The sequence below is a fragment of the Actinoplanes sichuanensis genome (genome assembly GCF_033097365.1).
Lineage (GTDB): Bacteria > Actinomycetota > Actinomycetes > Mycobacteriales > Micromonosporaceae > Actinoplanes > Actinoplanes sichuanensis.
Genome location: NZ_AP028461.1, coordinates 1,240,576 through 1,251,474, shown reverse-complemented (window position 1 = coordinate 1,251,474; position 10,899 = coordinate 1,240,576). Strand labels below are relative to the sequence as shown.

The 10,899-nt window shown below is 70.7% G+C and carries 11 protein-coding genes; 5 read left to right on the top strand and 6 right to left on the bottom strand.

The annotated features are described in order from the left end of the window. Window positions 1-30 precede the first annotated feature (30 nt). Genes Q0Z83_RS05420 through Q0Z83_RS05410 form a run of 3 tightly spaced genes read left to right on the top strand, consistent with a single transcriptional unit; the run spans window position 31 to window position 3,034 of the window. On the top strand, window positions 31-1,209 hold the full coding sequence (locus Q0Z83_RS05420) for an efflux RND transporter periplasmic adaptor subunit (protein ID WP_317792675.1): 1,179 nt from the start codon (window positions 31-33) through the stop codon (window positions 1,207-1,209). Window positions 1,210-1,241: 32 nt separating this feature from the next. Then, entirely contained in the window at window positions 1,242-1,871 is a 630-nt protein-coding gene (locus tag Q0Z83_RS05415; RefSeq protein ID WP_317797036.1) for an ABC transporter ATP-binding protein, read from the top strand. Beyond that, the gene (locus Q0Z83_RS05410) at window positions 1,868-3,034 is read left to right on the top strand and encodes an ABC transporter permease (protein WP_317792674.1); all 1,167 of its coding nucleotides are present in this window, start codon (window positions 1,868-1,870) and stop codon (window positions 3,032-3,034) included. The genes Q0Z83_RS05415 and Q0Z83_RS05410 overlap by 4 nt, the downstream gene beginning before the upstream one ends. A gap of 55 nt (window positions 3,035-3,089) precedes the next feature. Here the strand turns inward: Q0Z83_RS05410 and Q0Z83_RS05405 are convergent, their stop codons facing one another. Continuing rightward, window positions 3,090-3,656, bottom strand: a complete 567-nt coding sequence (locus tag Q0Z83_RS05405) for a hypothetical protein (RefSeq protein ID WP_317792673.1) — start codon at window positions 3,654-3,656, stop codon at window positions 3,090-3,092. A gap of 93 nt (window positions 3,657-3,749) precedes the next feature. Here Q0Z83_RS05405 and Q0Z83_RS05400 point away from each other — a divergent pair, with 93 nt between their 5' ends. Beyond that, complete coding sequence (locus Q0Z83_RS05400; RefSeq protein ID WP_317792672.1) at window positions 3,750-4,082, top strand: hypothetical protein; 333 nt, start codon at window positions 3,750-3,752, stop codon at window positions 4,080-4,082. On the opposite strand, the gene Q0Z83_RS05395 is transcribed toward Q0Z83_RS05400, so the two are convergent. The 3 genes from Q0Z83_RS05395 to Q0Z83_RS05385 are packed head-to-tail and all read right to left on the bottom strand — an operon-like array spanning window position 4,064 to window position 8,588. Continuing rightward, window positions 4,064-4,660 (bottom strand): AAA family ATPase, encoded by a 597-nt coding sequence (locus Q0Z83_RS05395; protein ID WP_317792671.1) that lies wholly within the window; start codon window positions 4,658-4,660, stop codon window positions 4,064-4,066. The genes Q0Z83_RS05400 and Q0Z83_RS05395 overlap by 19 nt on opposite strands. Then, entirely contained in the window at window positions 4,653-5,783 is a 1,131-nt protein-coding gene (locus Q0Z83_RS05390) for an MFS transporter (RefSeq protein WP_317792670.1), read from the bottom strand. The genes Q0Z83_RS05395 and Q0Z83_RS05390 overlap by 8 nt, the downstream gene beginning before the upstream one ends. 24 nt (window positions 5,784-5,807) lie before the next feature. Next, entirely contained in the window at window positions 5,808-8,588 is a 2,781-nt protein-coding gene (locus Q0Z83_RS05385) for an FAD-binding and (Fe-S)-binding domain-containing protein (RefSeq protein WP_317792669.1), read from the bottom strand. Between the two features lie 235 nt (window positions 8,589-8,823). Between Q0Z83_RS05385 and Q0Z83_RS05380 the strand changes: the two genes are divergently transcribed. Continuing rightward, window positions 8,824-9,921, top strand: a complete 1,098-nt coding sequence (locus tag Q0Z83_RS05380; RefSeq protein ID WP_317792668.1) for a hypothetical protein — start codon at window positions 8,824-8,826, stop codon at window positions 9,919-9,921. 166 nt (window positions 9,922-10,087) lie between these two features. On the opposite strand, the gene Q0Z83_RS05375 is transcribed toward Q0Z83_RS05380, so the two are convergent. Both Q0Z83_RS05375 and Q0Z83_RS05370 read right to left on the bottom strand, forming a co-directional pair. After that, the gene (locus Q0Z83_RS05375) at window positions 10,088-10,423 is read right to left on the bottom strand and encodes an ArsR/SmtB family transcription factor (protein ID WP_317792667.1); all 336 of its coding nucleotides are present in this window, start codon (window positions 10,421-10,423) and stop codon (window positions 10,088-10,090) included. After that, window positions 10,420-10,893 (bottom strand): SRPBCC family protein, encoded by a 474-nt coding sequence (locus Q0Z83_RS05370; RefSeq protein WP_317792666.1) that lies wholly within the window; start codon window positions 10,891-10,893, stop codon window positions 10,420-10,422. Before Q0Z83_RS05370 ends, Q0Z83_RS05375 begins: the two co-directional genes overlap by 4 nt. Window positions 10,894-10,899 lie beyond the last annotated feature (6 nt).

Sequence of the window (10,899 nt, the reverse complement as noted above, 5' to 3'; positions counted from 1 at the left end):
TTCTAACGATCTCCGCCCAGGCTCTCCGCCATGCTTGCTCATTCTCACTTCCGGCGGATCGGGCTCGGGCTGCTGCTCGTCATCGCCCTCTCCGTCGGCGCCTTCCTCTGGCTCCAGCCGCGATCGAGCGCGCAGCCTTCGCCGGACACGACGCAGGCGGTCGCCACCGCCAAGCTGGAGCGACGCGACCTCAGCACGTCGAAGACCATTTCCGGGACCATCGGGTACGGGAACCCGCGCGCTGTGGAGGGGCACAAGGAGGCGACCGTCACGTGGCTGCCGGCGCCGGGAGCGAGCATCAAGCGGGGTCAGCCGCTGTACCGGGCCGACGACCGGCCGATTCCGCTCCTCTACGGGGGAATGCCGCTGTACCGCTCCATCGAGGGCAAGGGCCTGGTCGGCCGGGACGTGCAGATCGTCGCCGACAATCTGAACAAGTTGGGTTATGAACTGGGCTATCGGCCGCGCGCCGGGACCTGGGTGACCCCGCCGTCGCCATCCGCTCCGGCGGCGCCCGCTTCACCGGACCCGTCTGCGCCGCCCTCCACCCCACCCGCCACACCGCCGTCCCCCGTCAAGGTCAAGAAGGACGAGGGTGTCCTCACCGCCGGGATGATCACGGCGATCAAGAAGTGGCAACGCGACCTCGGTCTACCCGAGACCGGATCGATCGCGGTCGGTGACGTCGAGGTGCTCTCCGGCGCGGTCCGGGTCGACTCGGTCGCCGTCCAGCCGGGCGCCCCGGCGAACGGCCCGCTCATGTCGGTCACCCCCACCCGCAAGGTGATCACGGTGTCCGCCGCGATGGCCGAGGCCGCGTCCATCGAGCGCGGCGCGAACGTCACCGTGCTCCTGCCCGACGAGACGGAGGTCCCGGCCCGGGTGCTGTCCGTCGGCCGTACCCTGGCCGCCCCGGAAGGCTCGATCGGCGACAGCACACCGAAACTCACCGTGACGGTGGCCGTGAACGACCCGGCCACCATCGCGAAGATCGACTCCGCCGACGTGACCGTCGGCTTCACCGGCGAAGCCCGCGAGGACGTGCTGGCCGCGCCGGTCGAGGCCCTGATCGCGCTGGCCGAGGGCGGGTACGCCGTACAGACGCCGCGGGGTCTTGTCGGGGTGACCACCGGAATGTTCGCGCAGGGCTGGGTCGAGATCACCGGCGAGGGTCTGGCCGAAGGCACCGACGTGGTGGTGGCGTCGTGACCGTCCCGGTTCTGTCGGTGCGCGGCGCCGGCATGGTCTACCCCGGTGGCGTGACCGCCCTGGACGGCATCGACCTCGACATCCACGCGGGCGAGTTCGTGGCGATCGTCGGCCGTTCCGGCTCCGGCAAATCCACCCTGCTCAACATCATCGGCACCCTGGACCGGCCGACCTCCGGCACGGTCCACATCGCCGGGCAGGACGTCACCACCCTCTCCGACCGGCGGCTGTCGGCGCTGCGGGCCCGCGAGATCGGGTTCGTCTTCCAACAGTTCCACCTCACCGACGGGCTGACCGCCACCGACATCGTCGCCACCGGCCTGCTCTACGCCGGGGTGCCGCGCCGCCGACGCAAGGCGATGGCACTGCAGGCCCTGGACCGGGTCGGACTCGCCCACCGCGCCGACCACCGGCCCCACCAGCTGTCCGGCGGCGAACGGCAGCGGGTCGCCATCGCCCGCGCCCTGGTCAACAGCCCGGCGCTGATCCTCGCCGACGAACCGACCGGCGCCCTGGACACCGTCACCGGCCAGACCGTGCTGGCGCTGCTGCACCGGCTCAACACCGAAGGCGCCACGATCGCCCTGATCACCCACGACCGGGAGATCGCGGCCGCGCTGCCCCGCCGGGTCGAGATCCGCGACGGGAAGTTGATCGCATGATGAACCCGGTCGACCTGCTCGGCCTCGGCGTCGTCGGGTTGCGCACCCGGCCGCTGCGGGCGCTGCTCTCCGGTCTCGGCATCGCGATCGGCATCGCCACGATGATCGTGGTGACCGGCATCCCCTCGTCCAGCCAGGCCGCCCTCGTCCGCGAACTCACCGCGCTCGGCACCGACACCCTGCAGGCGATGCCGATACCCGACCAGCAGCCGCCGGCACGGCTGCCGGAATCGGCGGTCGCGATGGCCGAACGGATCGGCCCGGTCCGGGCGGCGAGCGCGGTCGGCAACACCCATTCCTCGGTACGCCGTAGCGACCGCGCCGAACCCACCAGCGGGACCGGCCTGAGTGTGCTGGCGGCGCGCCTGGATCTGCCGCCGGTGATCGGCGCCCGGGTCGCGAACGGGCACTGGCTGACCGCGGCCGGCGCCGGATTCCCGACCGTGGTGCTCGGCTCGGTCGCCGCCACCCGCCTCGGCATCACGTCGGTGACGGCCGCCCCGCAGGTGATGATCGGCGACCGCTGGTTCACCGTCGTGGGGATCCTCGCGGCCACTCCACTGTCCCCGGACATCGACCGGTCGGTGCTGGTCGGCTGGGAGGCGGCCCGCTCCGAACTGCGCTTCGACGGCCGGCCCACGGTCGTCTACCTGCGGGCCGAGGAGTCTCAGCTGGAGACGGTCCGGTCGGTGCTGGCCGAGTCGATCAACCCGGAACGGCCGGGCCAGGTCCTGGTCACCCGCCCGTCGGACGCGCTCGCCGCCAAACGGGCCACCGAGAGCAGCTTCTCCGTGCTGTTCCTGGCCCTGGCCGCGGTGGCGCTGGTGATCGGCGGGATCGGGGTGGCCAACACGATGGTGGTGTCGGTCCTGGAACGCCGCTCGGAGATCGGCCTGCGACGGGCGCTGGGCGCCACCCGCGGGCAGATCCGCGGCCAGTTCCTGACCGAGTCGATGGTGCTGTCCACGGCCGGTGGCCTGGCCGGAACCGTGCTGGGACTACTGGCCACGGTCGCCTACGCCCGCTGGCAGAACTGGCCGATCGTGATCCCGCTCGAATCGGCCGCCGCCGGAGTGGGCGGCGCGGTGGTCATCGGGGTGCTGGCCGGCGTGTACCCGTCGGTGCGTGCGGCCCGTCTGCCTCCGGCCCAGGCCCTGCATTGAAAAGGCCACTGGCGGCCGGGACGATCCCCGGCCGCCAGTGGTGCTGACGACTCACCTACTTCTTGGCCGCGACCTCGCGCTCGCAGGCCGGGATCCGGTCCATGCCGAGCGAGATCGACCGCGAGTCGTTCTGGTCGCCGCCCAGCGCGATCGAGATCCCGTCCTCACTGACCTCGACGAACTCGACGCCCTCCCGCTTGAGGCACTTCACCACGTCGAGCGCGAAGTCCCGGGCCTCCGGGTTGGCCGGGTCCTTCTCCCACGGCGGCAACGGCAGGAACTGCGGCTCACAGATCTGATTCGCCTTCTCCGCCTTCTTCTCCAGATCCGAACCGGCCGCCGCCACCTCGGCCTTCTTCCGGGCGTCGACCGGATCGAAGCCCTGCTCCCGCATGCACTTGTTGTACGGCTCGAGCAGAACCTCGTACTCCTCAGGTGTCATGTCGAGACGCTCCCGGGGCCGTTCCGCCTTCTTGGCGGCCGCCGCCGAGGGCGTGGCGGTCGCGCTCTGCAGCGTCGCCACCCGCGGCGCGTCCTCCGCCTCGGCGGTGTCCGGAGAACCGCAGGCCGGCAGCGCGGTGAGCGCGACCGCGGCGAACATGAGCGCGGTTTTCCTCCGCATGGGAACCTCCTGTCCGACGGGGCCGATCCCCGCCGCGCCGGACAGCCTGACGAGCAATAATCAGGAAGTCGTCAGGTTCGATCAGGAGCGTCCATGTCAGCGTTCGGTCCCGCCCTGTTCGTGTCCCGCGCCGACGGTGCGGCCCTCCCCGAGGACGAGCAGTCGGCGATCCTCGCCCACGTGCGTGCCGCCACAGCCCGGTTGGGCCTGCCCCGGGCGGTGCCCCGCGTCTACGACTACGACGGTTACGAGCCGTTGGCCCTCGGCGTGCTCCTCTACTCCGAATACGGCTACCAGCACATGCCCGACGAGGTCCGCGAAGACCAGGACCGGGCCTGGGCCGACCAGGGCCACCGGGTCGGCGCCGAGGTCTCGAAGCAGGCCCCCGGCGTCTACAACTACACCGCCTACACGGTGGAGGACTGAGCGCCCGCGGGGCGGCGGCGCCTGCAGCGCAGGCAATGCGTCGGGCACGGGGTCGTCGGTGCCGTCCGGCTCAGGCCGCTGTCGTGCAGGATGGTGGCCACGGCCTGTTCGAAGGAGGCCTCCTGCGAGATCACCGTCTCCCCGGGTAGTCCGAGCAGATCCCGTTTCGTGTACCAGTCCCGCATCATGTCGGCTGTCACCCTCGCCACATCCAGTTTGGTCCGGTGCCTGCGGAGCGTCTCCTCGAACGGGATGTCGAAATAGAAGCAGCGCACCGGACCCGGGTGGGATTCGGCCAGGTGTCGCAGGTGAGTGGCGTGTTCTCCGGTGTGCAGGATGCCCTCCAGAATCACGTGGTATCCGGAGTCCAGGGCGGCTCGGGTGGTCGCCGTGATGAAACCGGGGGCGATCGCGGCGTCGCCCAGGCCGCCGTGTTCACGGAGCAGCACTCGCCTCAGCTGGTCCTGCTCGATCAGGGCGCACCCACGGCCGTACCTACGGCGTACCTCTCGGGCCGTCGTGGTTTTTCCGCTGCCGGAGTTGCCCCGGATGATGACCAGGGTGGGCGGCTCAGACATGGGAGAGGGTCTCCGTCCTTCGGCGGGCACCCAGGGCGAAGAGCACACCACCGACGACTGCCGCGGTCCCGCAGAGGACCAACGTCGTCCGGTATCCGAATTGTTCCACCGCCACACCGGACAGGATGCCGGAGATCAGCAGTCCGGTGGTGGACGCGTTGGCGAACAGTGTGGTGGCCCGGCCGGTCGCGGGGGCCAGATGGTCCTGGAAGTAGCGGATTCCGGCGGTGGCCACGATCGCGATGGCGATGCCCCGGAGCACCTGTCCGGCGATCAGCAGTGGCATGCCGGTCGCGGCCACCGTCAGGTAGTGGTAGGCGGCGAAGGAGCCGAAGCCGACGAGGATCAGCGCGAGTTGGCTGGTTCGTGCCGGCAGTGCGGCCAGGCTCAGAGTGGCCACCACCTCGACGGCGGCGCAGACGCTGAAGAGCACACCCATCGACTCGGTCGGCTGGTTCAGGCCGCGGGTGACGAAGAGGGCCAGAGCGATGCCGCCGGCGAACATGGCGGTGAAGAACAGCGTGACGCTCGCGGTCAGCAGGACCGGGGTGGCACCGGCGGAGGAGGTGGTGGTGGCCGCCACCGGAGCCGGGCCGGGGCGGGGCACCACCAGCACGGTGAGGGCGGCGATCAGATAGGCCCCGGCCGCCGTCCACATCAGCCACGGGTAGCCGCCGCGGGCCAGCACGAGCGCGCCGATCAGCGGGCCCACCGCCCACGCCATCGACCAGGACGCCCGCAGATACGCTGTCGAGCGGCCCTCCCCCAGCACCACCCGGCCGAGCGCGAACAGCTGTGGGAACGCCGCGCTCAGCGACGCGAAGACGGTGGCCGCCATCAGGAGCAGCAGCGGGAAACTCGTCACCTGAGGCAGCACCACGTATCCGGCGGCGCCCAGCACGATCACGGCGATCGCGTACGTGCGGGACGGTCGCCTGTCGAACATGCGGCCCAGCGTCCAGCTGATCGTGATGCCACCGACCGCGAACGCCGAGGTCCACACGCCGAGCTGGAGTGGCGACATCCCGGCCACATCGGCGCCGAACAGGATGATGTACGAGTTGACCATCGAATCCGCGATCCCGAACAGCAGGATCGCGGACACCAGTGTCAGTAGGGGCACGAAGACTTCGTACCGGGTTTTCGGCTATCCGCGCGCGTCTATTTTCTGCTGCAGCAACTGGACCAGGTGCGCACCGGAGACTCCGGCCAGGTCATCGGCCTGGGTGCGGCAGGAGAAACCGTCGGCGAGCAGGATGTCGCCCTCCTCGGCCTGCGCCAGCGCGGGCAGCAACTGCTGCTCGGCCACCTGCACCGACACCTCGTAGTGGCCGCGCTCGACACCGAAGTTGCCGGCCAGGCCGCAGCAGCCGCCCAGCCGTTTCACGGTCGCACCGGCCTGCTTCAGCAGTTTCGCGTCCGCGTCCCAACCCATCACGGCGTGGTGATGGCAGTGCGGCTGGGCGATCACCCGCACCCCCTCGAGGTTGGGCGGGGTGTAACCGGGAGTGGCGGCGAGCAGCTCGGCCACCGTCATCGTCGCCTCGGCGACCGCCTTGGCGGCCTCGTTGTTCACCAGCTCGACCGCGTCCTGGCGCAGCACGCCGGTGCACGACGGCTCCAGGCCGACGATCGGAATGCCCTTCTTGACCGACTCGTGCAGCTCGGCGACCGTGCCGCCGAGGATCCGCCGGGCGGCGTCGAGCTGACCGGTGGAGATCCAGGTCAGGCCGCAGCACGCCTTACGACTCGCCACCTGCGGCGCGTAACCGGCGTCGACCAGCACGTCCACCGCGGCCCGCGCGATCTCCGGCGAGAAATGGTCGGTGAAACTGTCGACGAACAGAATCACCGGTTTCCCGGTGGACACCGGCCGGAAAGAGGACCGGAACGTCTTCGGCGCGAAAGCCGGAATGTTGCGGCGCTTGTCCACCCCGGCGATCCACAATGCGATGCCCTTGATCCCGGGCAGGCTGGTGGCCAGATTGGCGAGCGCCGGCATCTTCGACGCGAGCCGCGACCAGCGTGGCAGCCAGCCGAGCGAATAATGCGACCGCGGCCGCACCCGCCCTTTGAAACTCTGGTGCAGGACCTCGGATTTGTAGGCCGCCATGTCGATTCCGGTCGGGCAGTCCGACGCACAACCCTTACAGGACAGACAAAGATCAAGCGCATCGTGTACGGCCTCCGCGCGCCAATCCGGGGCGAGGTCACCGTCGAGCATCTCCTGGAGTACGCGGGCGCGCCCCCGGGTGGAGTCCTTCTCATCCTTCGTGGCCAGGAAGGACGGGCACATCACCCCACCCAGGACCCGGGTGTCGACGCGGCACTTGCCGACCCCCGTACACCGGTGGACGGCCTGGTTGAAGTCACCGCCGTCGTGGTGGTAAGCGAGCGCCAACGGGACTGTCACCTTGCGGGCCTGCGACACGCGGATGTTGGCGTCGACCGGATCGGGGTCGACCAGGTTGCCCGGGTTGAGCAGGTTCCGTGGGTCGAAGACGCCCTTGATCTGCCGGAACAGGCCGATCGCGGCGGGCGAGTACATCCGGGACAGCAGCTCGGAACGGGCCCGGCCGTCACCGTGCTCGCCGGAGAGCGAACCGCCGTAGCCGACCACCAGGTCGGCCGCCTCCTCCAGGAACGACCGGAACAGCGCCGGGCCGTTCGGCTTGTCCAGTGGGAAGTCCAGACGCACGTGGACACAACCGTCGCCGAGATGCCCGTACGGCATCACGGACAGCCCGTGCCGCGCGCAGAGGGTGTCGAAATCACGCAGGTAGGAGCCGATCTTCGCGGGCGGGACCGCGGCGTCCTCCCAGCCAGCGTGCGCGGGCAGACCGCTCGGGGCCCGCCCGGCCAGACCGGCACCGTCCTCGCGGATCTTCCACAGCGGGGCCGCCTCGGCGGTGTCCTCGACGATCCGGTGATCGACCGCCTCGGCCACCTCGACCAGTTTCGCGACCCGCTCCCGGACCTCGTCGGGGTCGTCGCCGGCGATCTCCACCATCAGCCAGGCCGTACCGCCCGGCAGCGGCGGCACCGCGCCCGGGCCGCGGCGGGACCGGACCAGGTCACAGATCCGGTGGTCGAGGCCCTCACAGGCGGTCGGCGAGAACTCCAGGATCTTCGGGATGATGTCGCCGGCGGTGCCGAAGTCGGGGTAGCCGAGCACGATCAGCGTCCGGTGGGCCGGGTCGGCGACCAGCCGTACCGTCGCCTCGGTGATCACCGCGAGGGTGCCCTCGCTGCCGACCATGAACTCGGTGAGGTTGAACCCGTTCTCCGGAAGCAGGTGCTCGACGGCGTAGCCGGAGACCTGCCGCCCGAACCGCGCGAACTCGGTGCGCCCGACCGCCAGGTTCGCCCCGATCACCGCACGCAGCCGCTCGACACTCTTCGACGTGGACAGCTCGTCGCCGTCGATCGTGTACGCCTTCAGGTCCAACGTGTTGTCCGAGGTCCGGCCGTAACCCAGCGTCCGTGAGCCGCACGAGTTGTTGCCGATCATGCCGCCGATCGTGCAGCGGGTGTGCGTCGACGGGTCCGGCCCGAAGCGCAGCCCGAACGGTTTCGCCGCCGCCTGCAGGGTCGCCTGGACCGTGCCGGCCTGCACCCGTGCCGTCTTCGCGTCGCCGTCGACCTCGAGCACCCGGTTCATGTGGCGGCTGAAGTCGAGGATGATGCCGGGGCCGATCGCGTTGCCGGCGACGCTCGTGCCGGCGCCGCGGGCGGTGATCGGCACCCCGGTCTCCCGGCTCACCGCCAGGGTCGCCAGGACGTCGTCGTCGTGTCGCGGGCGGACGATCAGCCGCGGCACGATCCGGTAGAGAGAGGCGTCACTCGCATACGCCGACCGGTGCGCCGCATCGGTGAGGACATCGGTGACGCCCGCCCGGTGCAGCAGGGCGGCGAGGTCGTTTGTCACGCGGATCTCCAAGGCTGTCTTGGGGCTGGTCCGCCTTGGGCAGCGTGCGGCGGTGAACCTGCTTCGGGACGTCGCCGTCATGGTAGTCGCCGCGGAATCACGCCCTGCGCAGCGCCGGTTTCGCTGTGAGATCGGTTATCGGCGGGACCGCTGTTGGCAACTCGACAAAAGGGCGATAACCTCCTGCGCGTACGTTCCACAGATGATCGGTTCGATGCGCCGCAAGGAGACGCGTGTGGGGCGGAATGAGCCTCCCTCGGACGAGGGCCAGCGGTCTCCCGCGCTGAGAGTCGGCGGCTACGTGAAGACTCGCCGGGCCGCCCGGCACCGGGCCCCCGAGGCGATCGAGCAGGACACCCGGCTGCCACGGATCTCGGACTACTGGCCGGACGCGCCACACCGGCTGCGCGCCCAGTGGGAGGGCTTCCTGCCACTGCCACCGAACGCCGTCTCGTCGGTGGCGGTGGAGCCGGAGGACGAGCGGCCCGCGACCACCCTCGACCGCCGGTGGCCGATCATGATCACCGGTGTGTTGGCTCTGTCGGTGGTCGCCGGGACGATGCTGCTGGCCCGCCCGCTCGCCGAGTCGGAGATCCGCCAGCAGCGGGCCGCGCTGCCGCCGTCCGCGGTCGCCATCGAGCCGCAGATCACCGCCGCCCCGATGCCGCCGCCGCTGCTGCTCTCCCCCACCCCCGCGCAGTCGCCCTCGCCGACCCCGACCGGCGCCCCTGACGTCCGGTCGGCGCGGCTGGAGTTCGTCACCGGTGTCACCGATCTGTCGGTGCGGATCGCCGATCTGGGTGACCTGCCGTTCGACGTGGGCTCGTCGGACGGCTCCGAGGTCGACGCGAACACCACGTTCTCCGACGGCGTGCTGCGCATCGAGATCAACTCGGCCGGCTCGAACGGGTCGGTCGAGGTCCGGCTCAGCAACCGCATCGTCTGGGGCCTGCAGCTCTCGGCCGGGGTGAAATCGGCGCGGTTCGACACCACGGCGGGCTCGGTCAGCCGGATCGACCTGGACGGTGGCGCGGAGAGCTTCAACCTGGTGCTCGGCCGGCTGACCGGGATCGTGCCGATCCGGATGACCGGCGGGGTGAGCAACTGGCGGATCTGGACCGACGGCCGGGTCCCGGCACGGGTCACCGTCGGTGACGGCGCCGGCAACGTGGTCCTGTACGGCGACGAGAACGGCGGCACCGCACCCGGCGCCGTCGTCCGATCGGGCGATCTGGACGGCGGCACCGGGCTGGACGTCGACGCGGCAGCCGGTGTCGGCTACCTGGAGATCAGCTCCACCGACCAGTACGGCCGAGGCCGAACCCGCCGCTGAAGACCCGACCACCCCGGAACAGCTCTGCGGAACGGCCACCCGAAAGCGGCCGGCGCCCAGGGCTGCCGAACACCGCCCGCAACAGCCCTGAGAGCAAGCAGACCGAAAGTGGCCGGCGCCCAGGGCTGCCGAAGGCAGGTCGGGACAGCCCGGGGAGCAAGCCGGCCTAGTCGGCGCCCGGCTCGCGCGCGATCGCCTCGGCGATGCGCTTGATGCGCTGCAGGCGGGCGTCCCAGGCGGCGCCGACCGACGACAGCTGGGCCACCGCGCGGGCCAATTGGGCGTCGTCGACCCGGTAGCGCCGCTCCCGACCGGCCGGGGCGCCGTGCACGAGACCGGCCCGTTCCAGGACGACCAGGTGCTTGGCGACACCCTGCCGGGTGACCGACAGCCGGTGACCGAGCGTGGTGGCGGTGCCACCGCCGTCGGTCAGCAGCAGGTCGAGCATCCGGCGGCGGGTCGGGTCACCGATCGCCGACCAGAGATCGTCGTCGACGATCATGATCCGGCGTCCACCGAGGGCCGCAGGGTGGCCGCGTAGGCCTCCAGGCGGGGCAGGAAGAAGTCCCACCCGGTGACGTGCTCCCGGTGACACTGCTCGACGACGGCATCGTTCCAGCCCCGCTCCCGGAACCCGGACTCGGTCATCCGCAGCAGTGTGCCGTCACCCTTCGGGGTGAGGTCGAAGGTGACCAGCAGTGAGTTGGCCGCCGCCGCGATCTCCCCGGCCGGGTGCGTCCACCGGAACGAGAACGTCTTCGGCGGCCGCACGTCGACGACGGTGAGCTGCTCGGCGGTGCCGCCGTGGGCGCAGTCGCCGAAGACGATCCGGCCGGTCGCTCCGGGCACCACGTCGTACTCCGCGTCGTCGGGCCACCACCGCTTCACGTGGCCGGGGTCGCTCACCACCTGGAACACGACCTCCGGAGCCGCCTCGATGTAGATCTCGCGCTCGATGCTTCCGTACTCCATCTCAAC

Excerpts from the sequence above, each read along its gene's own strand:
- Q0Z83_RS05405 (WP_317792673.1), bottom strand. The coding sequence starts at position 3,656 with ATGCGGAGGAAAACCGCGCTCATGTTCGCCGCGGTCGCGCTCACCGCG.
- Q0Z83_RS05415 (WP_317797036.1), top strand. The coding sequence starts at position 1,242 with ATGGTCTACCCCGGTGGCGTGACCGCCCTGGACGGCATCGACCTCGAC.
- Q0Z83_RS05420 (WP_317792675.1), top strand. The coding sequence starts at position 31 with ATGCTTGCTCATTCTCACTTCCGGCGGATCGGGCTCGGGCTGCTGCTC.
- Q0Z83_RS05410 (WP_317792674.1), top strand. The coding sequence starts at position 1,868 with ATGATGAACCCGGTCGACCTGCTCGGCCTCGGCGTCGTCGGGTTGCGC.
- Q0Z83_RS05375 (WP_317792667.1), bottom strand. The coding sequence starts at position 10,423 with ATGATCGTCGACGACGATCTCTGGTCGGCGATCGGTGACCCGACCCGC.
- Q0Z83_RS05370 (WP_317792666.1), bottom strand. The coding sequence starts at position 10,893 with ATGGAGTACGGAAGCATCGAGCGCGAGATCTACATCGAGGCGGCTCCG.
- Q0Z83_RS05400 (WP_317792672.1), top strand. The coding sequence starts at position 3,750 with ATGTCAGCGTTCGGTCCCGCCCTGTTCGTGTCCCGCGCCGACGGTGCG.
- Q0Z83_RS05395 (WP_317792671.1), bottom strand. The coding sequence starts at position 4,660 with ATGTCTGAGCCGCCCACCCTGGTCATCATCCGGGGCAACTCCGGCAGC.